The sequence below is a fragment of the Mesorhizobium sp. M2A.F.Ca.ET.043.05.1.1 genome, from assembly GCF_003952445.1.
Lineage (GTDB): Bacteria > Pseudomonadota > Alphaproteobacteria > Rhizobiales > Rhizobiaceae > Mesorhizobium.
Genome location: NZ_CP034446.1, coordinates 1,815,615 through 1,839,622 on the forward strand (window position 1 = coordinate 1,815,615; position 24,008 = coordinate 1,839,622).

21 protein-coding genes and 1 tRNA gene are annotated in these 24,008 nt (G+C 62.9%); 10 read left to right on the top strand and 12 right to left on the bottom strand.

What is annotated here, in order from left to right:
• Positions 1-674 precede the first annotated feature (674 nt).
• The gene (locus EJ069_RS08640; protein WP_245456481.1) at positions 675-4,181 is read left to right on the top strand and encodes a S8 family serine peptidase; all 3,507 of its coding nucleotides are present in this window, start codon (positions 675-677) and stop codon (positions 4,179-4,181) included.
• Positions 4,174-5,700 carry an MBL fold metallo-hydrolase gene (locus EJ069_RS08645; protein ID WP_189476236.1) on the top strand — a complete coding sequence of 509 codons (1,527 nt, stop codon included), beginning with the start codon at positions 4,174-4,176 and terminating at the stop codon, positions 5,698-5,700. The genes EJ069_RS08640 and EJ069_RS08645 overlap by 8 nt, the downstream gene beginning before the upstream one ends.
• 63 nt (positions 5,701-5,763) lie before the next feature.
• On the opposite strand, the gene EJ069_RS08650 is transcribed toward EJ069_RS08645, so the two are convergent.
• From EJ069_RS08650 to EJ069_RS08660, 3 genes are all read right to left on the bottom strand, one after another.
• A complete protein-coding gene (locus EJ069_RS08650; RefSeq protein ID WP_126060944.1) occupies positions 5,764-6,321 on the bottom strand; it encodes a hypothetical protein in 558 nt (185 codons plus the stop codon).
• A 74-nt stretch (positions 6,322-6,395) separates the two neighbouring features.
• Positions 6,396-6,893, bottom strand: a complete 498-nt coding sequence (locus EJ069_RS08655) for a C-type lectin domain-containing protein (RefSeq protein WP_126060945.1) — start codon at positions 6,891-6,893, stop codon at positions 6,396-6,398.
• A 71-nt stretch (positions 6,894-6,964) separates the two neighbouring features.
• Positions 6,965-7,420, bottom strand: coding sequence for a rhamnan synthesis F family protein (locus tag EJ069_RS08660; RefSeq protein ID WP_210211325.1), 456 nt, complete (start codon positions 7,418-7,420; stop codon positions 6,965-6,967).
• A gap of 87 nt (positions 7,421-7,507) precedes the next feature.
• On the opposite strand from EJ069_RS08660, the gene EJ069_RS32670 reads away from it, so the two are divergent.
• Complete coding sequence (locus tag EJ069_RS32670) at positions 7,508-7,678, top strand: hypothetical protein (RefSeq protein WP_181179958.1); 171 nt, start codon at positions 7,508-7,510, stop codon at positions 7,676-7,678.
• 80 nt (positions 7,679-7,758) lie between these two features.
• On the opposite strand, the gene EJ069_RS08665 is transcribed toward EJ069_RS32670, so the two are convergent.
• Positions 7,759-7,833, bottom strand: a tRNA-Val gene (locus EJ069_RS08665).
• A gap of 127 nt (positions 7,834-7,960) precedes the next feature.
• Complete coding sequence (locus EJ069_RS08670) at positions 7,961-8,641, bottom strand: phosphoglycolate phosphatase (RefSeq protein WP_126060947.1); 681 nt, start codon at positions 8,639-8,641, stop codon at positions 7,961-7,963.
• Between the two features lie 160 nt (positions 8,642-8,801).
• Here EJ069_RS08670 and rpiA point away from each other — a divergent pair, with 160 nt between their 5' ends.
• The 3 genes from rpiA (at position 8,802) to gor (ending at position 11,627) form a co-directional block, all read left to right on the top strand.
• Positions 8,802-9,533, top strand: coding sequence for a ribose-5-phosphate isomerase RpiA (rpiA, locus tag EJ069_RS08675; protein ID WP_126060948.1), 732 nt, complete (start codon positions 8,802-8,804; stop codon positions 9,531-9,533).
• Positions 9,520-10,119: a DUF2059 domain-containing protein gene (locus tag EJ069_RS08680; protein ID WP_126060949.1), complete on the top strand. Its 600-nt coding sequence runs from the start codon at positions 9,520-9,522 to the stop codon at positions 10,117-10,119. Before rpiA ends, EJ069_RS08680 begins: the two co-directional genes overlap by 14 nt.
• A gap of 119 nt (positions 10,120-10,238) precedes the next feature.
• On the top strand, positions 10,239-11,627 hold the full coding sequence (gene gor / locus EJ069_RS08685) for a glutathione-disulfide reductase (protein WP_126060950.1): 1,389 nt from the start codon (positions 10,239-10,241) through the stop codon (positions 11,625-11,627).
• Positions 11,628-11,670: 43 nt separating this feature from the next.
• Here the strand turns inward: gor and mgtE are convergent, their stop codons facing one another.
• The 3 genes from mgtE to EJ069_RS08700 all read right to left on the bottom strand — a co-directional run bounded on the left by mgtE (position 11,671) and on the right by EJ069_RS08700 (position 15,967).
• The gene (mgtE, locus tag EJ069_RS08690) at positions 11,671-13,035 is read right to left on the bottom strand and encodes a magnesium transporter (protein WP_126060951.1); all 1,365 of its coding nucleotides are present in this window, start codon (positions 13,033-13,035) and stop codon (positions 11,671-11,673) included.
• Positions 13,036-13,315: 280 nt separating this feature from the next.
• Positions 13,316-15,208, bottom strand: coding sequence for an ABC transporter ATP-binding protein/permease (locus tag EJ069_RS08695; protein WP_189341681.1), 1,893 nt, complete (start codon positions 15,206-15,208; stop codon positions 13,316-13,318).
• A 357-nt stretch (positions 15,209-15,565) separates the two neighbouring features.
• Positions 15,566-15,967 (bottom strand): DUF6252 family protein, encoded by a 402-nt coding sequence (locus EJ069_RS08700; protein WP_126060953.1) that lies wholly within the window; start codon positions 15,965-15,967, stop codon positions 15,566-15,568.
• A 230-nt stretch (positions 15,968-16,197) separates the two neighbouring features.
• Between EJ069_RS08700 and EJ069_RS08705 the strand changes: the two genes are divergently transcribed.
• On the top strand, positions 16,198-16,656 hold the full coding sequence (locus EJ069_RS08705) for a hypothetical protein (protein WP_245456482.1): 459 nt from the start codon (positions 16,198-16,200) through the stop codon (positions 16,654-16,656).
• Positions 16,657-16,696: 40 nt separating this feature from the next.
• On the opposite strand, the gene EJ069_RS08710 is transcribed toward EJ069_RS08705, so the two are convergent.
• Positions 16,697-17,380 (bottom strand): DsbA family protein, encoded by a 684-nt coding sequence (locus EJ069_RS08710; protein WP_126060954.1) that lies wholly within the window; start codon positions 17,378-17,380, stop codon positions 16,697-16,699.
• 38 nt (positions 17,381-17,418) lie between these two features.
• Entirely contained in the window at positions 17,419-19,239 is a 1,821-nt protein-coding gene (locus tag EJ069_RS08715) for an extracellular solute-binding protein (RefSeq protein ID WP_126060955.1), read from the bottom strand.
• 296 nt (positions 19,240-19,535) lie between these two features.
• Here EJ069_RS08715 and EJ069_RS08720 point away from each other — a divergent pair, with 296 nt between their 5' ends.
• Positions 19,536-20,156, top strand: a complete 621-nt coding sequence (locus tag EJ069_RS08720) for an invasion associated locus B family protein (RefSeq protein WP_126060956.1) — start codon at positions 19,536-19,538, stop codon at positions 20,154-20,156.
• Positions 20,157-20,229: 73 nt separating this feature from the next.
• Here the strand turns inward: EJ069_RS08720 and hspQ are convergent, their stop codons facing one another.
• Positions 20,230-20,553: a heat shock protein HspQ gene (hspQ, locus tag EJ069_RS08725; RefSeq protein WP_042642369.1), complete on the bottom strand. Its 324-nt coding sequence runs from the start codon at positions 20,551-20,553 to the stop codon at positions 20,230-20,232.
• A 308-nt stretch (positions 20,554-20,861) separates the two neighbouring features.
• Between hspQ and EJ069_RS08730 the strand changes: the two genes are divergently transcribed.
• Positions 20,862-21,824, top strand: a complete 963-nt coding sequence (locus tag EJ069_RS08730; RefSeq protein WP_126060957.1) for an AEC family transporter — start codon at positions 20,862-20,864, stop codon at positions 21,822-21,824.
• On the opposite strand, the gene EJ069_RS08735 is transcribed toward EJ069_RS08730, so the two are convergent.
• The gene (locus EJ069_RS08735; RefSeq protein WP_126060958.1) at positions 21,801-23,012 is read right to left on the bottom strand and encodes a UbiH/UbiF family hydroxylase; all 1,212 of its coding nucleotides are present in this window, start codon (positions 23,010-23,012) and stop codon (positions 21,801-21,803) included. The genes EJ069_RS08730 and EJ069_RS08735 overlap by 24 nt on opposite strands.
• Before the next feature lie 102 nt (positions 23,013-23,114).
• On the opposite strand from EJ069_RS08735, the gene EJ069_RS08740 reads away from it, so the two are divergent.
• The gene (locus tag EJ069_RS08740; RefSeq protein WP_126060959.1) at positions 23,115-24,005 is read left to right on the top strand and encodes a DUF2182 domain-containing protein; all 891 of its coding nucleotides are present in this window, start codon (positions 23,115-23,117) and stop codon (positions 24,003-24,005) included.
• Positions 24,006-24,008: the final 3 nt, after the last annotated feature.

Sequence of the window (24,008 nt, forward strand, 5' to 3'; positions counted from 1 at the left end):
TTCGGCGGGTGGCTGACAGACGTTCCAATGTCATGCCCGACACGTCGAAACCGGATAAGCCGGCAAACTGTAAGGAGACCGGGCGCACTGGCGGTTGCGGGCCGATCCTTGGACGCCGTCCGCGCGCTTGGGGGAGGTGCCCATGCGCGCAGACAGCAAACCTGAAAATGGCTAGGTGATCGAAATTTCTCCTCGAGAACCGCATATTCGGCAGCAGCTTCGGACGCCGTAAATCAGCTCGGGCCATCGATGCCGCCGCTACAGCATCTGAGCGCAAGCGCTTTGTGACGTATGTGAAGGTGCTCACAGATATGCGCGTCGGACGCACCGATGATTATTTTAGAATTTGTAGTTCACGCCTCGATCATCTTTGCTGTCAATCTTTGCCGTGCAGCCGGCATGATTGCCTAGTCGGCAAAGAGATCAGTCGAAGCGCGCCTGGAACCTTGGCTTGACTGCAGCGGACGGTCGGCGCCAAGGTTCATCTTGGGGGAGGGGACGCCGTGGCAAGCGCGAAGGGACTCCTTGTAAAGGTTCGCGGCGACGGCGCGGGGCTATCGGTGCGAGGCGGGCCGCCGCGGATTGGCGGGATCGAAGCCGATCCGATCCTTGCTCTCCCGCCTGGCGCCGCAGCCGCCGGTACGGCCGCGGCCGCGGATCGCGGCGCTACCTGGTTGCGGTTGGCCACGGATGCGGCTGACACCGACAATCCCTGGGACCACGCCCACGATCTTGTCGCCCGGAACCCGGCGCTGGCCGCCGCGGGCGGTGAGGTGCTCGCGGTCGAGCCCGATATCATGCAGCAATGGGATTACCGGAACGGCGCCGGCGAGCGCGGCATGGCGGCGAGCGCGGCTCCGACATGCACTTTCGACGATCAGGATCCGAGCGGTGGACAAGCGACGGTGTCAGGCCGGGTCGCCTGGAATGCCGCGCCGGACTTTAGCCAGTTCAAGGCCGCGCGCGAAAGCGTCGGCGCCAGGCAGGCCAACATCACCATCGCCCATCTCGATACCGGTTTCGATCCCGGTCACGAGACCCTTCCAGCCGGACTTCTTACAGCGCAGCAGCGCAATTTCGTCGACGACGGGACCGGCCCGAACAACGCGACCGATCACGCTCCGGCCGGCACGCTGACCAGCAATCGCGGCCATGGAACCGGCACGCTCAGCCTGTTAGCCGGCAACAAGCTCGACGGAACGTCGCCGCACTGGCCGGGCTTCACAGATTTCGTCGGCGGCGCGCCGCTCGCGAAAATCCTGCCGGTGCGCATCGCCGACTGGGTGGTGCGGCTGACCACTGGCACCATGGTGCAAGGCATCGACTACGCGCGCCAGCAAGGCGCGCAGGTGTTGTCGATGAGCATGGGCGGCCTCGCCTCGCAGGCCCTAGTCGACGCCGTCAACCTTGCCTACGACCACGGCGTGGTGATGGTCACGGCGGCCGGCAACAATTTCACCATCACGCCCAGCAGTATCGTCTATCCCGCGCGCTACAACCGGGTGCTTGCGGCCTGCGGCGTGATGGGCGACGGGCGCGCCTATGCCGGGCTCGCCCTCGGCACCATGCAGGGCAACTACGGGCCGCCCTCGAAGATGGATACGGCGCTTGGCGCCTACACACCGAACGTGCCCTGGGCCGAGATCGATTGCCGCAAGGTGGTCGACATGGACGGCAGCGGCACCTCGGCCGCGACGCCGCAGGTCGCCGCTGCGGCCGCTCTGTGGCTGGCCGAGCATTGGGACGTGGTGAAGAACTATCCCCAGCCGTGGATGCGGATCGAGGCGGTGCGCAAGGCACTGTTCGCCAAGGCCTTGAAATCGACGGCCAAGATGAACGCGGCTGAGACGAAGCAGAAGATCGGGCAGGGCGTCTTGCGGGCCTTCGATGCGCTGGGCTTCCCGCCGCCGGCGGCGAACAGCCTGACGAAACTTGCTCCCGCCACCTACACATGGAGCTGGCTCGACCTTCTGACCGGTGGAAGCTCGTTGGCGGCGCCCACGCCAGCGGCGCTCCGGCAGCGGATGATGTTTGCGCTTGAATTGACGCAGATGGCGCAAGGCAGCGCGGCAATCGAACAGGCGATCGCCGACCCGGATGGCGATCCGGGCAATATCTCGGCCGCGGCACGCAACCGCTATCTCGAAGCCGCCCTCGACCAGGGCAATCCGTCAAAGCCGCTGAAGGCCTTCCTGGAAGGTTTGCTCGGCCGTCCGGGCGCCAGCGCGGCGGTTCCGGCGCCGGTCATGGGCCTGGCGCCGGCCATCAGGCGCAAGCCGCGGCCGCTGCCGCCGCCGCAACGGCGCCTGCGCATCTACGCGCTCGATCCATCGGTCGCAAAGCGGCTGGATTCGGTTTCGGTCTACCAGTCGACGCTTTCGGTGCCTTGGGACGACGAGCCGGCGACCGACAGGCCGCTGCTGCCCGGTCCGATCGGCGAATATCTCGAAGTGGTCGATGTCGACCCGGCGTCCGACCGCGTCTACGACCCCGTCGACCTCAACGACAAAGTGCTTCTGGCGCAGGACGGGCTGCCGCCTTCGGAAGGCAACCCGAGATTCCACCAGCAGATGGTCTACGCCGTCGCCATGACCACGATCGGCCATTTCGAGCGTGCGCTTGGCCGGCGGGCGTTGTGGGCGCCGCACTATGCCGAGGCTCCCGGCCGGACCGGCGACATGACGGTGAAGGCGCACTACGTGCCGCGCCTGCGCATCTATCCGCACGCGCTGCGGGCCGAGAATGCCTATTACAGCCCGGAAAAGAAGGCGCTGCTGTTCGGCTATTTCCCGGCGACCAGCAATGAAGGCGACGTCACCACGCCCGGAACGACGGTGTTCTCGTGCCTGTCCAGCGACATCGTCGCACATGAGATGTCGCACGCCTTGCTCGACGGGCTGCATCGCCGCTTCCAGGAAGCGTCAAACCCGGATGTGCCGGCCTTCCACGAGGCCTTCGCCGATATCGTCGCGCTGTTCCAGCATTTCACGATGAAGGAACTGGTCAGCTTCGAGATCGGCAAGGCGAGGGGCGAGTTGTCGGCCGCCTCGCTGCTCTCCGGCATCGCCAAGCAGTTCGGCGAAGGCAGCGGACGGGCCGGGCCGCTGCGCGAATATGGCGGCGCCGGCATGGCCGATCTCGATTACGACAAGACCTTCGAGGCGCATGACCGCGGCTCTATCCTGGTCTTCGCCGTCTACCAGGCCTTCCTGGCGATCGCCGATCGGCGGACCGACGACCTGATCCAGCTCGCCACGGGCGGCTCCGGCATACTGCCGGCGGGAACCTTGCCTCCAAGCCTTGTCGAGCGCCTGACCGACGAGGTCGCCAAGACCGCGAAGCAGATGCTGACCATGTGCATCCGCGCGCTCGACTATTGCCCGTCCGTCGACATCACCTTCGGCGAATACCTGCGCGCGCTGATCACCGCCGACCGCGACGCCTACCCGGACGATCCGCTGCACTACCGGCTGGCCTTCCTGGAATCGTTCCGCAAATGGAAGCTTCTGCCGCGCGACGTGCGCACCATCTCGGAAGACACGCTCGCCTGGAGCGCGCCGGAGAATCCGTCGCCTGGCTGGCTGAAAGGCCTGCTCAGCAGGATCGACCTCGGCTGGAACCAGAAATTAAAGCGGGCCGAGATCTTCGCGCTCAACGACAAGAACCGCTACGCGCTGTGGAAGGCCATGCACAAGGCCTTTGCCTCCAATCCGGACCTCTACAAGCAGTTCGGCCTGCTGCCCGATCTGCCCCGCTACAATGAGGACGGCACGGTCATGCACGCGCCGAAGAAGGGCGAGACGACCTTCGATGTCTATGGTGTGCGCCCGACGCGCCGCGTCGAGCCGGACGGCTCGTTCCGCGTCGAGGTCGTGGTTGTCATCCAGCAGCGCATTCCGGTCGCGCTCGACGGCACGGCGATGCCGCAAGGCATGGCCAAGGGCGACGGCTTCTTCTGGTTCCGCGGCGGCGCGACGATCATCATCGACCCGCGCGAGGGTTTCGAGGAGATCCGCTACTCGATCATCAAGAACACCGGCAGCGCGGACCGCCAGAAGCGCCAGGCAGGCACCATGGCCGCCAACTATCTGTCGCCGCTCAGAGCGCTCTATTTCGGCGGCGAGGTGTCGGAGCCGTTTGCCTTGCTGCATGCCAGCGATGGAGACGACGACCATGTCTAGAAGGCCAGCGACGCGGACAAGGCCAGCGAGAACGGCTGCCGCAGCGGCACAACAGGCCGCGGGCGTCACCGTACGGCATTACTGTCAGGGCATCGGCGATTGCCATCTGCTTACCTTCAAGAAGGCGGACGGCACGCCGTTCCGCATGCTCATCGATTGCGGCATCCATGTCTCGATCGCAGGCGGTCCGGCGCTGGTCGGCGACATCGTCGCCGACATCAGGAAAGAGACCGGCGGCAAGATCGACATTCTCGTCGTCACGCACGAGCACTGGGACCATGTCTCGGGCTTCCTGACGGCGAAGGACCTTTTCAAGGATTTCGTCGTCGCCGATGTCTGGATGGCGTGGACCGAGAATCCCGCCGACGCCGAGGCCACGGAACTGGGCAAGTTCAAGGGCCAGGCGATCACCGCGCTGCAGGGCGTGGGCCAGAAGCTCGATGGAATGCAGGGGCTCAGTTCCTACATGGCCGGCGTTCGCGACGGCCTGCAGTCCGTGCTCGGCTTCCAGTTCGGCGCCGCCGGCGAGCGTGTGCGCTCGGCCCGCGACGCGGCGGCAAAGCTGTCGCAAAAACCGTCGCCGACCTATTTCGAGCCGGGTGGACCGCCGGTGTCGATCGACGGGCTGCCCAACCTTCGTGTCTATGTCTTAGGCCCACCGCGCGACAAGGCCGCGCTGCGTCTGGAAGAGAAGGCGAGCGAGATGTTCCCGCTGGCCAGCGGCGGCCCGTTCGCGCGGGCGCTGGCCAGCGGCCTCAAGATGAACGAGGCGGCCGACGCCGATTATGTCGACGAGCTCAGTCCCTTCGAGCGCAATGTCGGCACGCCGCTTTCCGCGGCACTGAACGGCGACAAGGGCAGCGACCCGGCCGTCGATATCGGCGCCTATGTCCGCAAGCATTATTCCGGGCCGGTTTCGGCCGTGGCGGCCATGGAAGATCGCGATCAGTCCTGGCGACGCATCGACGCCGACTGGATGGGGATCGCCGCCGACCTTGCCCTGCAGCTCGACCGCGGCGTCAACAACACCAGCTTGGTGCTTGCCTTCGAGTTCATCGACTCGGCCCGGGTACTGCTGTTCCCGGGTGACGCCCAGATCGGCAACTGGCTGAGCTGGAAGGAGTTGAAATGGCCGGTGGGTCAAGGCACCGTCACATCGGCCGATCTTCTGGCGCGCACCGTCTATCTCAAGGTCGCCCATCACGGCAGCCAGAACGCCACGCCGCAGAAACAGGGTTTCGACCTGCTGACTAGCCCGGACCTTTCGGCTTTCATCCCGACCAACAAGGTCGACGCGGTGAAAGTGCATTGGGGCGAGATGCCCTATGACGGCATCCTGACCGCGCTCGAGACGAAGACCAAGGGGCGCGTCATCCGCGCCGATGATCCATGGCTGGCGGACAAGAACGGCAAACCGGCCTTTGCCGCGCCGTCCGGTTCGATCCAGGCGGTGCGCAGCGCACCGCGCGATGCGGCCCGAGGGCCGGGCGGACTGTGGGTCGAGGTGGACCTGGCCTGAGCCGAAACGATGTGACCGTGGGCGGATTTGCCAAGTACGGGCACGAAGCATCCAAGACTTTCCCTATACAATCCTATACAGTTCTTCCACGTAGCCTCTGCGAAGCCAGTAGGGACTTCTGTACATGCGATGAAAGTCAGGACTGGTGCTTAAGAGCTTCGAAACGTGAAGGTGTTTTTCGCCACCCGCTATTTTCTGCTCACCTTCGTGGTTGATGCTCAGGAAGAAGCCTGATGTGGTGCGTCTTATCTGCTCGACATATTCGTCAAAGATGCGACGATTGATTTCCGGAAATGAATCCTGGTTGGCCGTGATACGAAAAGCACCATCAGCCGCCTTCTCGCAATTCCAATTCGCTCTTATCGCGATCGTGTCCGGTCGCGGTTCTTCGCCTTCGAGGCAGACGGCCTCCTGGCCAAGTGTACCGATCAGAAAGTACCCCGACAGAATGTTTACGATCGGAAGATCGAAGATCGTAACATTCTTGCGGCCGAACAAGTTCAAGTAGTAAGCCGCTAACCCGAGTCCTCCTCCAAATTCGCAAATGCGGTCTTGGGGTGCAGCAAAATCCCGGATTCGGGTTGCGAGGTAAACCGCGTTGATGTGCCGGTAGTGCAGCAATCCACTTCCGACACTCAATCCTGCGACATGAACCGTGCCTTGAGGCGGAACGATTTTGATGCCGAGCTGTGCTTCTATGGCACGGACAAGGCCTTCCGGGTCGGATTGAATGTTGTTGCCCCACTTTCCCGAGGGCCCTGTTCCGGGCTTTCAGCCGAAAGGACCCCCAGGGCTTCGCCCAGGCAAACCAATTTGTCGAAGTAGCTGTAAGCTACGAACCGGTCATCGCGATCCCAGTACGTATAACCGTCTACGCCCGTTGTGATGCCACCGAACCATGTGTATTCCCGGCCGAAATCGACGAGGTAGCGCGATAGCTGCTCTGCATCCTCGGCGTGCAGGATCCCCAGCAGCTGACCGAAATGGTCACGTGTCAACGCGGACCAAAGATCGCCGTTCATGATTTGCCGAAGCGGGCTTTCTTGCGACATAGTGGCTTTGTAGGCGGCAATCAGGCGACGAGCGGTCGCCACCTTTCCCTGGTCCCATTCGGCGTCCTTCTTGTCGAACGGTAGGAGCGGCACCTCGCCATGGATCGGATGGACGAGTGTGTGTTGGAAAATGTCGGTCATGCATTCCCCTGCTGCTGGTTGATTCTGCCGTGGATATTAGGGCGCGATCCGCACTTGTGCAGGTTGCATCGTCATGGCCTGTTGCGGTTTTCTCCGTGAAGCAAGGCGACATTTCGTTTTCTGACGAACCGTCGGACGATTAACCGCGACGAGGCTGATTGGTGGTGCTTGTTTGACGGATGCCACTGCAGGATTGCTATCTTGAGCCATTTCAATCCGGCCACCTCGCAAGAAACAAAAAACAGACGTTCGATTGCATGCGCGTTTGTAAGAGATAGCTGACCGCTTTCCTCGGGAAAGTCGGTGGCCGCCAGATTGAGATCCAGGAGCGGCTTAAGTGCTTGGGGACGCGCCCAGAACATCGAACCGGATGGAAAGTCGATATTTTCAAGCGTTTCCAGTTCCACACGCATGCGTTTGGCAAGGGCGCCAGCCAGCTCCTTGCAACCTGCCCAATGAATCCAGGGGCGAATGAACGGGAAATGCTGTGGCGCGATAATGCCAACATAGCTGAAGCGTCGCGCCACCGTGCCGATTGCGAAAAATCGAAAACCGCTCTATGGAGCGTGCGGCTGAAGAGGGCGGCCGCTCAACACATTGCACAAGGTCGCCCCATGCCCGACGAATTCTCGCGCATCATCGCCTTCCTTGCCGTGGTCATGGCCCTGCTGTTCGCCGGGCTGCATTTCCACCAGGGCCACATCATCGCCACGCTCTATTTCATGACCGGCGCCGTATTGGTGACGGCGGTGACGCGGATGAATGTGCGGAGAGGGCTTATTTGAGCCTTGGCGTGCTCAACGACGTAGGCAGCATTGCTTGTGAGCTTGTGGGTCAGATCATCCAACATATTCATTGAGTTGGATGGTGGGCGATGCAGGGATTGAACCTGCGACCCCACCCGTGTGAAGGGTGTGCTCTCCCGCTGAGCTAATCGCCCGCCTGTGGCCCGAAGGCCGAAGCGAGCCGCGATATAAGGTAGGCGGGCGCGGGAAGTCAAGGCGATGTCCCGAGGTATTCCGCGGTTTGATTTCCCTGATTTTCCGTCGGCGGGATTTGGCGCCGGCTCAGCGCGCCGCCGCGATCAGCCGTTCCGCCAGGTCCGGCGTCAGCGTGTCGAAATGCGAGATCACCAGCGTGGGCTCGAATTCGCGGACGTGGCGGTCGGTGTAGCCGAAATCGACCGCGACCACGGGAATTCCGGCTGCCTTGGCGGTGTCGATGTCGGTCTGCGAATCGCCGACCATCACGGCGCTGCTCGGATCGCCGCCGGCCAGCCGGATGGTCTCGGTGAGATGGCGCGGGTCGGGCTTGCGGAAGGCAAACGTATCCTGGCCGCAGATCGCGGCAAAATAGTCCGACATGCCAAGCGCGCCGATCAGCGTCGCGGAATTGGCTTCGTATTTGTTGGTGCAGACGGCCATAAGGTATCCGGCGGCCTGGAAACGGTCGAGCGCGGCAATGACGCCGGGGTAGGGGCGCGACTTGCCGGGAATGTTCAGCGTGTAATGGTCGAGGAAGAGCTTCAGCAGCCGGTCGTGCTCTTCGGCTATCAGCGCCTTGTTCTGCGCGGCATGCGCGCGTTCGATCATGACGCGGCCGCCATGGCCGACGAAGCGCCTGAAGCCGGCTTCGTCGACGGCGGCCAGATCACTCGCCGCCAGGCTGTGATTGAGGCTGTCCAGCAAGTCCGGCGCCGTGTCGACCAGCGTACCGTCGAGGTCGAAGACAATGATCGGGCGGGTCATGGGCGGTCCTGCGAAATTCTTATTGCTGCAGCCGATACAGGCTGGCCAGGGTTCAAGCAAGAAGCCTCGATCGGTCCACAGAGCCTTTGACGAGGGAGCCTTTGACGGGACAGGCAAAAATGCTAGGAGGCGCGCGAAACCGGCGAAATCAGGGCTCCCCATGGATGCAAGGCAGTTGAAGGTCGAAGCCGCGCGGGCAGCGCTCGCCCATGTCGGCGACGGCATGCGGCTTGGCATCGGCACCGGCACCACGGCGGACGAGTTCGTGCGGCTGCTGGCCGAGAAGGTTGCGACCGGCCTCAAGATCATCGGTGTGCCGACTTCCGAGCGCACCGCGGCGCTCTGTCGCGAACTGGGCGTGCCGCTGTCCACGCTCGAGGACACGCCGGAACTCGACCTTACCATCGACGGCGCCGACGAAATCGATCCGGACCTGACCTTGATCAAGGGCGGCGGCGGCGCGCTGCTGCGCGAGAAGATCGTCGCGGCCGCATCCGAGCGCATGATCGTGATCGCCGACAAGTCCAAGCTGGTCGGGACTCTCGGCCGCTTCCCGCTGCCGGTCGAGGTCAACCAATTCGGCCTGCGCGCCACCGAGATCGCGGTTCGCGCCGCCGCGGCAAGGCTCGGCCTTTCCGGCCCGGTTACATTGAGGATGACGGGAAGCCAGCCATTTGTTACAGACGGCGGCCACTTTATCCTCGATGCATCTTTTGGCCGCATTCCGGATACAAGAGCGCTTTCGAATGCTCTCTTCGCCATTCCAGGCGTTGTCGAGCACGGTCTATTCATCGGGCTGGCGTCAACGGCCATCATCGCCGGCGGCGACGGTATCGAAACCGTCCATGTCGCCCGAAAACCAGGGAGTTCTATCGACCATGATGTTGCATAAACGGGTTCGCCGCCTTTCGATGTTTCTGGCGGCCTCGGCCGTCCTCGCGCTCTCCTCGCCGGTGTTTGCGCAGGATGTCAGCGAGTCGCACCTGAAGGCCGCGCGCGCGGCCGTCGCTGCGATCCATGCCACGGACTCGTTCGACAACATTCTGCCGCAGGCGGCGGCCGCGCTGGAGTCGCAGCTCATCCAGAAGAACCCCGACATGCAGGAGCTGATCGGCAAGACCGTGACCGAGAAGGCGCTCGGCATGGCATCGCGTCGCGCCGACCTCGAAAAGGAAGCAGCGCTTGCCTATGCCAAGGTGTTTTCCGAGAAGGAGCTCAACGATATCGCCGCCTTCTACAGCTCCGATTCCGGAAAGAAGCTGCTGGACAGCGGTCCCGCGGTGACGCGTGATCTCGTAAAGGCGGCCGACATCTGGCAGAACGGCGTTGCCCGCGATCTCGCGCAGCAGGTCGGCGAGACGCTTGCCGCCGCTGCCAAGGCCGCGGCGCCGGCAGCGCCAGCTCCGGACGCCACCGCGCCGGCCGACAATTCCGCTCCGGCCGATGGCTCGGCGCCCGCCGACAATTCCGCGAACTGACCGGCTTCAATTCGGCCGTCGGCCGCTGGACCACAAAGCCCGGCTTTGCCCGGGCTTTTCTTTTGCCGCTTGGCAGCCTACCTGTGACCCGTCTTTCTCATCCCCAGGAGCCCAGCACGATGGCCGGTTATGACTATGATCTGTTCGTCATCGGCGGCGGCTCCGGTGGGGTCAGGGCGGCCCGGGTGGCGGCGGCCCTCGGCAAGCGCGTCGCCATCGCCGAGGAATACCGCTTCGGCGGCACCTGCGTCATCCGCGGCTGCGTGCCGAAGAAGCTCTATGTCTATGCCTCGCAATTTTCCGAGCATTTCACTGATGCCGCCGGCTATGGCTGGACGGTGCCCGAGGCGAGCTTCGACTGGAAGACGCTGGTCGCCAACAAGGACAAGGAGATCGCGCGGCTCGAAGCGATCTACAAGAGGAATGTTGAGGGCTCAGGCGGCGAGACCTTCCACTCGCGCGCCGTGCTGGTCGACCCGCATTCCGTCTACCTGGTTGCCGAAGACCGCACCGTCAGCGCCGACCAGATCCTGATCGCCACCGGCGGCAGGCCGGCGCCGCATCCGGCGCTTTCGGGCCACGAGTACTGCATCTTCTCCAACGAGGCCTTCGATCTCAAGGAACTGCCGAAGGCGATCATGATCGAGGGCGGCGGCTACATCGCCGTCGAGTTCGCCAACATTTTCCACGGCCTGGGCGTCGACACCACGCTGGTCTATCGCGGCCAGGAGATCCTCAGCCGCTTCGACATGGATCTGCGCCGCTCGCTGCATGAGACGATGGAGAAGAAGGGGATCAAGATCCTCTGTCCCGCGGTTTCGGAATGGGTGCGCAAGACGCCCGACGGCAGGTTGGACGTGCTGCTGTCCTCCGGCCAAACGCTGACGGTCGACCAGGTCATGCTGGCGATCGGGCGTATCCCCAATACCGAGAATATGGGCCTGGAAGGCGTCGGCGTCGAACTCAGCAAGACGGGCGCGATCATGGTCGACCAATATTCGCGCACCAACCTCGACAACATCTGGGCGATCGGCGACGTCACCCATCGCGTGCAACTGACGCCGGTCGCCATCCACGAGGCGATGTGCTTCATCGAGACCGCCTTCAAGGGCAATCCGACCGCGCCGGATCACGACACCATCCCGACCGCTGTATTCTCCCAGCCGGAGATTGGAACCGTCGGCCTGTCGGAGGACGACGCGGTCAAGCGCTTCCCCGACGTCGAGATCTATCGCGCGTCCTTCCGTCCGATGCGGCACACGCTGTCCGGCCGCGACGAGAAGATGCTGATGAAGCTGGTGGTCGACGGCGCGTCCAGGAAGGTGCTCGGCGCTCATATCCTGGGTCCCGATGCCGGCGAGATGGCGCAGCTTCTGGGCATCCCGCTGAAGGCGGGGCTGACCAAGGACGATTTCGACCGCACCATGGCCGTGCATCCGACCGCGGCCGAGGAACTGGTCACTATGTACAAGCCGACCTACCGCGTGAAGAACGGCGAACGCGTTTGATTGCAGCTTTGGGGCCGCTGGCGACGCCAGCGACCCAAGATTTTTAGAGCAGCGTGCCGCGCAGGATCACCAGCGCCACCGAGAAGTAGATCACCAGCCCGGTGACGTCGACCAGCGTGGCGACGAACGGCGCAGAGGCGCTTGCCGGGTCAAAGCCGATCCGCTTCAGCGCGAAAGGCAGCATCGATCCCGACAGCGAGCCGAAGGTGACGATGCCGATCAGCGCCGCGCCCACCGTCGCCGCGATCAGCATCCAGTGCGGGCCGTAGTCGTAGAGGCCGAAATACTGCCAGAGCGCGATGCGGCAGATGCCGACTACGCCAAGGATCGAGCCGAGCACCACCCCGGTCGGCAGCTCGCGCAGCGCCACCCGCCACCAGTCGCGCAGGCCGATTTCACGCAGCGCCAGCGCGCGGATGACGAGCGACGTCGCCTGCGAGCCGGAATTGCCGCCGGAGCTCATGATAAGCGGAATGAACAGCGTCAGCACAATCGCCTTCTCCAGCTCGCCCTCATAGGACTGCATGGCGTTGGCCGTCAGCATCTCGCTGAGGAACAGCGCGCAGAGCCAGCCGGCGCGCTTCTGGATCATGGCGAGGAAGCCCATCTTCATATAGGGCTCGTCCAGCGCCTCCATGCCGCCGAAGCGATGCACGTCCTCGGTCGTTTCCTCGATCATCGTGTCGATGATGTCGTCGACGGTGACGATGCCGAGGATTCTGCCTTGGTCGACGACAGGCAAGGCGAGCAGGTCGTATTTGGAGATGGTCTGCGCCAGGTTCTCGCGATCGGTGAGCGGCGTCACCGTCACCGGCATACGATCAGGCGCCACCGACAGGATCGAATCCTCCGGATTGCCGGTGATCAACCGGCGCAACCCGGTCGAACGCAGCAGGAGCTGCGTCTCCGGATCGACGATGTAGATGGCGTAGATGGTTTCGCGCGTGCGCTCGACCTTGCGGATGTAGTCGAGCGTGCGGCCGACGGTCCAGTCGGAAGGCACGCTGACGAATTCGGTCGTCATGATCGAGGCGGCGCTGCCTTCTGGGTATCCGAGGATGGACAGCAGCGTGGCGCGCAGCGGCGGGGCAAGCGCGCCGAGCAGCTCCGAGCGGGCCGGTTCATCCAGCTCGCGCAGGATGTCGGCCGCGCGGTCGACCGACATGGCGGTCAAAAGCTTGCTCGCCTTGGCGCGTGGCAGTGCTTCCGCGAGTTCCGGAGCGCTTTCGAGTTCCGGCTGATCGAAAATCTCGACCAGTCGCTCGAACGGCACGGCGCAGAGCAGCTCGATGGCTGTTTCGCGAGGCTCGTGATTGAGGGCTTCGACGACGTCGGCGACGTGATCGTTGGCAAGAACACGGGCGACGGCGACGGCTTCGTCGTCCGATACGGGTGCGAATTCGTTCATGGCTCACTCCTTGCCGTCCGGCAGGACGTGAGTCGTTCAGGTCACGTCAGGGCGGACGGCGGTTGCGTTCGACTGTGACTGTCGCCAGGCATGGCGGGTTGACCTTTCTGCTCGCGGGGTTCGAGTTTGAATTTGGCGAGCTGGCGCAACATAGGAGCGCTTTTTGCCGAGTCAATTGTCAAAAGCTCGGAAATCGGGTGAGGTGAGGTCGGATCGCGAGACTGTGACCGGCAGCCGCAGCAGCCAAGCTATGGAAGCAGGTAAAAGCTTGGCCTGATTGCTATTTCTGCTTCAGCCGGCGGAAGCGCAGCCATTTGTCCTCGGTCGGCCGCGGCGGCTGAGTGAGGATCGTGGTGAGCTCGCGCGGCAGGCTGGGAGCGAGCGGCTTCTTGGTGGCGACGCCGTCGGCGATCGCGACCACGCTGTGGTAGAATTCCTCGCCGGAAAGCGAGCGCGGCGGCACTGCCTCGTGCATGACGCTGATTACGGTGACGTTCGGACAATTGTCCTTGATCGCTTGGTGGAAGGCTATCTTGCCATCGGGGTCGAGCGCGCCGGTCGCCTCATCGAGGAAGAGAAGCCCGGGCTGCTGCAGGATGATGCGCGCGACCACCAGCTTCTGCTTCTGGCCGCCCGAAAGCACCTGGTCCCAGATCTTGCCTTCGCGGCTCTCGTCGGCCAGGTGTTCGATGAAGTCGCCGAGACCGGCCTTGTGCAGGGCGGCCGCAACTTGCATATCGCCGTGGTCGTGCTCTGAGCCCGGCAGGCAAACGAGCTGCTTCAGTGAGACCTGCTGAAGCTTGACCTCCTGCGCGGCATAGAAGCTCGTCACGCTTTCCGGGAACACGATGGTGCCGCGCCCATAGGGCCAGAGGCCGTTGATCGCCTTGATCAGCGAAGTCTTGCCGCAGCCGGACTCGCCCTTGAGGAAGGTCCATTCGCCGCGGCGGAAACGGAGGTTCGCAGCGCTGAGGAAAGGTGTGGCGTCCTCGCCTTGATGGGCGAGTTCCAACTTCTGGATCGTGAGACCGAAAACCGGATTCTGGCTCGCGTAGCTGAAGTCGGATCGGCCGGTCTGCTGGTAGAATTCCCGCGGGCGCTGGACGTTCTCGATCGCGTTGGCGAGCTCGGTCACGCGCTGGCTGTTGGCTCTGAGCGTCGCAATCGCCGGCATGACATGGATGAACCACGAGCACTGGCTGATCAACTGGGCGACCATTTCGGAACCGGTGATGTAGCCTTTGTAGTCGAGGCGGTTGTGGATGAACGACAAGAGGCCTGGCGCGTAGGCAACGATACGGGCGCCGACGAAATTGTAGATCAGCTCGAACGAGGTGTAGCTGGTATTGACGATATTCAGTCGGCCCCATGTCTTGTCGATATCGACATAGAGCCTGTCATGCATCGACTTCTGCACGTCCTCGCCATGCGAGGCGGCAACATGGAAGCTGCGGCGCAGGAATGTAATGAGTTCGCTGCGGTAGCTGCCCTCCGCCTGTTGCATGCGGACATTGAGCCGCTCGAGCAGGCGTCCGAGCTTGACCGCGATCCAGGTGTTCAGCGGCACGTAGATGGCGACGGCAAGGAAAGCCAGAACCGCGGTGCCATAGCCGCCCAGGAATTCTAGGCCTTTGACCTCGACCGACGATCCGATCAGGTTTTCGCCGATGAAGTAGAGCGACGTCGCCACGCCAAGCACGCCCATGGCAAGCCCGATGGCGCCGCCAGTCATGTCCTTGATCGATTCCTGGATCCGCTGGTCGATATTGTCGGGAGCGACGATGCCGCTGGCCGCCGAACCATGCTGGGCATGGAAATGGGTATGATTGCCGTCTAGCAGGGCTTGGTTGAACTGGTTGTCCAGCCAACCGCGCCATTTGCGGTGCAGGGTCGTTGAAACGAGGTTGCGCACGCCGGTGAAGCCGGCATCCTTCAGGATCACCAGCAGTACCAGTATGCCGGCGTTGGTCAGGATGGTCTGCAGCGGATGGGTGTTGGCGGCATCGTGGAGGAAGGCGATCGAATTGCCGAGTTCGCCCAGCGCCACGGCAAACCAAACGCCGGCCTTGCTGGAGAGAGCGGTGAGGGCGGCGATGACGAAGGTGAGCGTCCAGGCTTCCTTCCACCGGTCGGAGAACCAGTAGGCTCGCATCAGCCCCCAGAATGTACGCATCGACGATACCGGCGTCAGGGACGAGGTCTTTGCCTCGCTGGATGTTTGCTCCGGTACTGTACGTTGCGGTCTACCGACCCCAGTCACGATCCCGCCCAAACCTTTCTAGTTTTGTTACACAGGGTAACACCAATTGATCATTTTCCATTAATTTTCTGCGGGCGAATGTGAACAGGGTTACCCCGCCGTGGCGCGAGGGCAACAGAAAGCCAATGCCCAGGGACCGTCCATCGCGCTGATTTCGGCTTTTATTCCAGTGTGTTAAAGGCAATTGAGCCAACAGACGGAAAGCTTCCCTTAGGGAAGCAAAAAACACGGGTTTGTGAACGAAAAAGGGGTGCCGGTCAGCCGAAATGGCTACTGGACGGTGACCGGAATGCCCGAAAATTTGCCGTCGATGACCTCTTCGGGCTTGCCCGATTCGTCTTTTCCGGAGGCGCTGAAATGACCGGAAATGGTCTTTGCGGCTGCGTCGTATTTGTCGATGACGATCTCGCCGCTGCTGAAACGGACATGGCCTACCATGGCGCCGGAATCGAGAATGTTGAAGTTGGCGCTGTTGGCAGGCGAGCCCGTCTTGAGTGGATAGCCGCCAGCAAGGTCGTTCGGATCCTTCAGCTCGAGCATCGAATTGAAGGTCATGGTCGGCGCCCCCTGTTCTGTGCCCGACAAGTTCAGCATCGGCTTGCCGCCCATCTGCATCGTCTGGGCCAAGGTGAAGGACGCTGTCCAGGGCTTGCCCTCGAAAGTCGCCGACATGACGGCTTCCTCGGCGGACACGCGCTGCAATGTCAGCGGAAGCCCAAGGGCGAGTGGCAAGCACAACAACGACAATGCGCGACGCCTGACCGCCATTCGGTGACCCTTCAAATCAGCTGACCCTTGCCGTTCCTAGCTCAGCGCGGTGTTCGGGGCGATTCACCAGATCGTGTTTTGACGGCTGGACCGGATTTGACAACGCCCGCCTGCCGGGTCGAATCTGCCCGGCGATGGTTTATGTCGAGGGGGATGACATGCCTGCACGCAAAATCGCGGCCGGGCTGCTCAGCATTTTCATCTGTTTGTCGGCGGCGCATGCCGGCAGCCAGAGCATTCCGGCCAGCGCCGAAGGCCAGGTCGAATTCAACACGCCGTCCGGCAATATCGGCTGCATCTACACGCCGAAGGGCGGCACCAGCACCTACCAGCCGCGGGATGGCGGGCCGGAGCTTTCCTGCTCGCGCGTCGAGCCGAGCTATGTCACGGTGATTTTGGTACCCAAAGGGCCGGCGGCACTGATCAAGAATCCCGGCGAGCAGGGCTGTTGCAGCGACGCGACCAAGCTCGGCTACGGCAACAGCTGGAGCCAGGGGCCGTTTTCCTGCCAGTCGTCGACGAAGGGACTGAGCTGCACTGGCAGCAATGGCCACGGATTCTTCCTGAGCAAGGCCAAGGTGACCGCGAAATAGGAGAACCGTAGCCTTTCGCCCGAGCTGCGCCGGACGATGCTCAGTCCGCGACGGTTTCCAATTCGCCGCGCGCTTTGGCCCGGGCCACCTGGCGGATCGCGTCGGCAAGCGTGTCGGCATCTTGTGCGCCCATCACCGCGTATTTGCCCTCAAGCAGGAAGCAGGGCACACCGGTGATGCCCATGCGCGATGCGGTGGCGATCTCGTTGCGGACCGCCTCGACGTCGGCGTCGGTTGGCAGCAGCGTCTCGACCACCGATGCATCCATGCCGGCCTCGCCGGCGGCCTTCACTAGCACGGCATTGTCGCCGATATTGGCGCCTTCCTCGAAATTCAGCTGGAAGAGGCGGCGCACCAGCCGGTTCTGCACATCTTCGCCCGCGGCGCCCGCCCAGCGGATGACGCGATGCGCGTCCAGCGTGTTGGCCGCGACCTTGATGGCACCGAATGCGAAGTGGATTCCCTCGGCTTCGCCCAGCGGCTCGATGCGCGCATGGATCTGTTGAATGCGTTCCTCGCTGCCGAACTTGCCGAGCATGTATTGGCGGCGATCCATGCCTCCAGGCGGGATGGTCGGATCGAGCTGGAATGGTCGCCAACTGACACGCACGTCGACATCGCTTGCGGCAGCAATGGCCTTGTCCAACCGCTTCTGGCCGATGAAGCACCAGGGGCAGACGACATCGGACACAACATCGACAGTGATGGAGTTCTCGGCGCTCATGCTCGTCTCCTGTTTGGTTCCGGTTGGTCGGGGTTGCGTCAGTTGGGCTTTCGCCACCAGGTCGGCAGTTGATAGCCGAATATGGGGGTCTTTTGCGGATGTTCCAGATAACTCCAGTAAGCGAGCCATTGCTGCGTGTTGTATTGCATCGGCACGATATAGTTGCCCGAGATCAGAAGGCGATCGAGGACGCGGACGGCAGCGACATAGTCTTCCTTGGTGCGGGCGTTCAGCATCGCGTCGATCGCGGCGTCGACGGCAGGATCGGCAACGCCAGCGAGATTGAACGACCCTTCCGTTTTCGCGGCAACCGATCCCCAGCGGCCGAGCTGCTCGCTGCCGGGCGACAAGGAGTTGTTGAAGCCGCTGGTGCCGATCAGCACCTCGAAGTCGTAACGCTGCTTGCGCGACTGGATCTGGTCGCCGTCGAGCGAGCGGATGCCGACGTCGATGCCGATCTTCTCCAGCGTGCGCTGGTAGATCGCCGCCAGCCGCTCCTCATCCTGCGATGAGGTCAGGATCTCGAAGCCGAACGGATTTCCCTGCGGGTCGAGCATCCGGCCGTCCTGGACGCGGAAGCCTGCGCTCTTCAGCAATTCGAAGGCGGCTTTGAGCACCTTGCGATCCTGGCCCGAACCATCCGTCACGGGCGGCCGCCAGGTGCCGTCCATGACATCGGCAGGCACACGGCCGGGGTAGGGGGCAAGCAGCGCCTTTTCGCGATCGTCGGCCGGGTGACCGAGCGCGGACAGCTCGGAATTTTGCCAATAGCTCATGGTGCGGTTGAACTTGCCGCCGAACAGGTTCTTGTTTGCCCATTCGAAGTCGTAGAGCATGCCAAGCGCGCGGCGGACCACGGGATCAGCAAACTTGGGCAGCCGCGTGTTGAACAGGAAGCCGGTCACCACCGGCGGGATGCCGGTGTTGAAATACTCCTCCTTTACATCGCCCTTTCGGAATGCCGGAAAGTCGATGTCGCGCTCACGCTTGACCGGATCGGTCTCATCATCGAGAGCGCAGATGCCTTTCTTGAACGCCTCCGTCTTGGCATTGGCGTTGAGAAAATACTCGATGGTGACCTGGTCGAAATTGTCGAAGCCGCGCTTGGACGGGACGTCCCTGCCCCAATAATCCGGATTGCGCTTGAAGACGATGCGCTGCCCGGGCAACACCTTGTCCACGATGTAGGGGCCGCTGCCGATCAGCGGCTTCAGCGTCGTCTTGTCGAACGTCTCCTTGTCGAAGGCGTGCTTGGGGACGATGGGCGTCAGCGCGACGATCAGCGGGAATTCGCGGTTGGCCTTGTCGTTGAAGGTGAATTTCACGCTGTGCTCGCCGGTCTTCTCCAGCTTGGCGATCATGCTCATGCGGTCGCTATAGGGCGGGCGGCCCTTGTCCTTGAAAACGTCATAGGTGAACAGCACATCTTCCGGCGTCACCGGCTGGCCGTCCGACCATTTTGCATTGGGATTGAGGTGGAACTCGATCGACTTGCGCTCCTGATCCATGTCGGCGCTCTCGGCGAGCAAGCCGTAGAGGCTGAAAGGCTCGTTGTAGTTGCGCTGCATCAGCGGCTCGAAGACGAGATTGCCGTAGACGGTATCGATCATGCCGCGCGCGGTGGTGCGCAGGCTCTTCAGGATGAAGGGGTTGAGGTTGTCGAAAGAGCCGACGACGCAATAGGTGACGCTTCCGCCTTTCGGCGCGTCCGGATTGACGTAGTCGAAATGCTTGTAATCGGGCGGCAGCGCCGGCTCACCCTGCATGGCAATGCCGTGCTTCGGCTCCGATTGCGCCGGAAGGAGCGAAAGAGCCAGAAACGAGGTCGCGGCGATCAGTTGGACGAGAATGCGGTCCATGACCGTCTCCTTGCCGGGCGGCTTTGTGATTCGCCATGCACCGTAGAGCATTTCGCCATCTGATTGAATCAGCGCGCCAACGGGAATCGGGTTCAGCCGCTCCATCGCCGATCGATGCTCGCTCCTGGGGACACGAAACCACTAAGAAATCGCGGAAACCGGGCTGGATTCGATGCCGCTGGCAGTGTAACACGCGCTCCGAAGTCATCCTGTTGCCTCATTTGGGCAACAGGTAGCTGGACCGCACGGCACGAAGAAGCCGGTCCCCGGGATCATTTGAGAGGAAAGTGCACCATATGACGATCAACGCGTACCGCCTTTCGGTGCTGGCCGCAGGCGTGGTCGGCGTTCTGGGCGCCGGGCTTTTCACTGCCTCGGCCCAACAGCAGCCGCAGATTCCTCAGGGCTGGTTCAAGGCCTGCACCAAGCAGGCAGACGTCGACATCTGCAATGTGCAGAACATCGTCACCGCCGGCAATGGCCAGCTCGTCACCGGCGTCAGCCTGATCGAGCTCAAGGGCAAGGTGAACCGCAAGGTCTTCCAGGTCACGGTCCCGACCGGTCGCCTCGTGCCTCCCGGCATCGGCCTGCAGATCGATGGCGGCAAAGCGCAGAAGCTTGACTATGTGATCTGCTTCCCGGACCGCTGCGTCGCCGAGGTGCCGCTGACGGACCAACTCGTGGCGTCTTTCAAGAAGGGTCAGGCGATTTCGCTGACCTCGATCAACTTCCAGAACCAGCCGAACCCCATCAAGATCGCGCTCACCGGCTTCAGCGGCGCCTATGATGGCCCGCCGCTGCAGCAGTCGGACATTGAGGACCGGCAGAAGAAGCTGCAGGACTTCGTCGCCAAGAACAACCAGGATTTCGCCAAGAAGCTCAAGGACGAGCAGGACAAGGCCAAGACCGCGAACTGATCGCGCAAGCGCGTTTCTCGTGCAAAAAAGCGGGGCAAATGCCCGCTTTTTTGTTACCTCAAGGCCATCGCATTCAATGCTTCGACTGGCGCTTAGGCTCGTAGCGGCCGTCCGGCAGCTTGTCGAACATCTCGCCGATCTGCGGATGCCGCACCGGCTCGCCCGACCGGTCCTCGAGCAGGTTCTGCTCGGACACATAGGCGATGTACTCGGTCTCCGAATTTTCCGCCAGAAGATGGTAAAAAGGCTGGTCCTTGCGCGGCCGCACGTCGGCCGGAATCGCCTCGTACCATTCGTCGGTGTTGGCGAATTCGGGATCGACGTCGAAGATCACGCCGCGGAACGGAAACAGCCTGTGGCGAACCACTTGCCCGATCGAGAATTTGGCCGTTTTCATCGCATTCACCACCTGCAGCGCCGCGCGTCCTCTCGGACGCGCAAAGGACGCTGCAGCACTTTAGTTTGCGCATGATCCTCTTCGAAAATCGATCGATTTTCGGGTCATGCGCTGTTCCGAGGCGCCTTTCGTGGCCGCGCACAGGGCGCCTAAGACCTTGAATTTACACATCACGCAGCCGAAAATCGACTCCGACTTTCGACTGGGCCTATTTGGCGCAGGCGCAGGCGCTATTCAATAGCCAAGTCCTTGACCTCGGACGAAGCAACGGGCTAGCCCGCGCGGGAGTTTTCCCGCCTGAGCGAAAAATGTCTGACGTCATCGGTCTCGTCCTTCCCTTCTTCGGCATGATCTTCATCGGTTTCCTGGTGGCGCGCATCACCCGGCAGCCGCTGGAGGCGCTCGGCTGGATGAACATTTTCATCGCCTATGTCGCGCTGCCGGCGCTGTTCTTCCAACTGCTCGCCACGACGCCGTTCGAGCGGTTGACGGAATGGAGCTTCATCCTTGGCTCGCTCATCGCCACCTATGTCGTCTTCACGCTGATGTTCGCCTGGTCGATTTTCGCCTCCCGCAGCGGCGTCGCGCCCGCGACGATCACCGCCCTTGCCGCCGCCTACGGCAACATCGGCTATATGGGGCCGGGCCTTGCCTTGCTGGCGTTCGGCGAGCAGGCGGCGGTGCCGGTGGCGTTGATCTTCTGCTTCGAGAACATCGTGCATTTCACGGTCGCGCCGATGATGATGGCGCTCTCGGGCAAGGAGAAGGCGCCGCCGCTCCAACTCGCGCTCGGCGTCGCGAAGAAGATCGTGCTGCACCCCTTCATCGTCGCGACCGCCCTTGGTGTCGCCGCCGCTTATGTGGAGTTCCACCCGCCGCTGCCTGTCGATCGTTTCCTGGATTATCTCGCCCGCGCGGCCGCGCCTTGCGCCTTGTTCGCCATGGGCGTCACGCTGGCGCTGAGGCCGCTCAACCGCGTGCCGCACGAGCTGGCATTGATTGCCGGGTTGAAGCTGATCGTCCATCCGCTGCTCTGCTATGTCGTGCTGAGCTGGATCGGCAATTTCTCCCCGACCTGGGTCTTTTCAGCGATGCTGCTGGCGGCGCTGCCGACCGCGACCAATGTCTTCGTCATCGCGCAGCAGTACGACATATGGGTGCAGCGCTCTTCGGCCAGCGTGCTGATCACGACATGCTTCTCGGTGGTGACGGTGACCGTGCTGCTCTACGCGATCCGACACGGAATCCTACCGGCCGACCTCTTTCCGTAAGCCGCCGGCAATGGCGCGAAAGCCGCTGCCCGGCCGCAATCCCTCGCGCATGAAGAAGGCCCGCAGCGGCGCGAAGCTGCCCAGCGCGTTGAGGCCGGCGCTGCGCGCCAGCTGTGCGGGCAGCATGTCCGACAGCAGCGACATGTTGAGCAGGTTCACCGCGCCGCTGCGCGCCCATATGTCGGGTCGGCGCCTGGTATCATAGGCGGCAAGACTCCTGCTCGCCCCCGGATCGCCGCGGTTTTCGCTGGCGATTCCAATCAGATCGTCGATGTCCCTGATGCCGAGGTTGAGCCCTTGGGCGCCGATTGGCGGAAACACATGCGCCGCTTCGCCGACCAGCGCGACACGATTCTGCGCGAACCGAGCGGGCGAAGCCGCCGACAACGGATAGATCTGGCGTCCCGCTTCGACTGAGACCCGGCCAAGCACCGATTGCATCTGCTGCTCGATACGCTCCGACAGGGTTGCATCATCGAGCGCGGCAAGCTCTTGCGCCGTCTCCGGCTTCACGACCCAGACAAGGCTCGAGCGCCTGCCGGGCAGCGGCACCTGGGTGAACGGCCCTGTTTCGGTGTGGAACTCGGTCGACACGAAGCCGTGATCGCTGCGGTGGCCGAAATTGAGGACAAGCGCCGATTGCGGATAAGGCCGCGCGAATGCGCGAATGCCGGCGGCTTCCCGCGCTGGAGACAGGCGCCCGTCGGCGGCGACCGCGAGCGACGCCGAGACTTCGCCGCCGTCGGCCAGCCTTGCACGAGCCTGGTCGGCGTCGAGGCTCCAGGATTCTACCGTGGATTTCAGCCAATGAATGCCGTCATGCGCTGAAGCCGCCTTGGCGAGGATCGGAATAAGGGCATTGTTCGGCAGATTGAGGCCGAACTGCTCCTCGCCGATCTCGCTGGCGCGGAAGGTCACGGTTGGGCTGCGGATCAGCCGCCTTGTGGCGTCGACGATGCGCATCACCTTGAGCGCCGCGGCCTGCGGCTTGAGCTCGGCGAGGACGCCCAGCCGTTCAAGAATCTTCAGGGCGGGGTTCATGAGCGCCGTGGTGCGGCCATCGGTGGTGTTGGCCTCAGGCCCCACCAGCGTCACCTGAAAGCCAGCCTGGGCAAAGCCGAGCGCAGCGATAAGGCCGGCCGGACCGCTGCCGGCAAGCAGGATGCGGGCGCTGTCGTTATGATCCACGTCATGCTTCCACGTTGGAAGGCGCCCCGTCGGGCCCTTATCCAAGATATAGGTCGGATCAGCCGGCTTGATCAACGCGGCGATTCAGCCCATTCGGTTGCCATGAGCGGGGAGCAGCAGGATTTCAACCATCTCGACCGCGCGGGACGCGCGACGGCCGGCGTGGCGCGCAGTCCGCGCTTTGCGGTGACGCTCACGGTGGGCGTCGCCATCGTCCTTGCATGGTTGCTTCTCGGCGCGATGGCGATCCGCAGCGCTGAAGGCAGCCTTGCCGGCAGGCCCGGCGATTTCCTGCTCAAGAATCTCCCGAGCCTGCCTCTGCCGGATTTTCTCGACCGGTTCTTTGCTCTCTGCCTTGTGCCGGCGCCGCTTGCCGGCCCGGCTGGCCTGCAGGTACCAGCGCTTGTGCTGATGTGGTTCCTGATGGCGGTGGCGACCATGCTGCCTTCCGCCGCGCCGCTGATCCGCACCTATTGCGAGATTGCCGACACAGCGAGGATCAAGGGCGAGCCGGTTGTTCATCCGCTGGTGCTCGTTACCGGATACCTCACCACTTGGCTTGGCGCGTCCGCGGCTTTCGCCGCGCTGACGCTCGCGGTCTACGCTTTTGCCGGTTCCGGCCGGATGCTCGATCCCGCAGTCGGTATTGCCGGCGCCGCGGCACTGCTTGTCGCTGGCTTCTATCAGTTCAGCGGCTTGAAACAGGCGTGCCTGGAAAAATGCCGCAACCCGTTCTCGATCCTGTTCGCCAACTGGAGCGCGAAGCCGGGCCGCATCTTCCACCTAGGAGTGGAGCAGGGCGTCTGGTGCCTTGGCTGCTGCTGGGCGCTGATGCTGGTGATGTTCGCCGTCGGCGCGATGAACATCTACTGGATGGCGCTGATCGGCCTGTTCACCCTGATCGAAAAACAGACCACCGGCAGGGTGGCCAGCCGGGTCGCCGGTACGATACTGCTTGTGTGGGCGGCAGCCCTGCTATTAGTTTCGCCGTAAGGG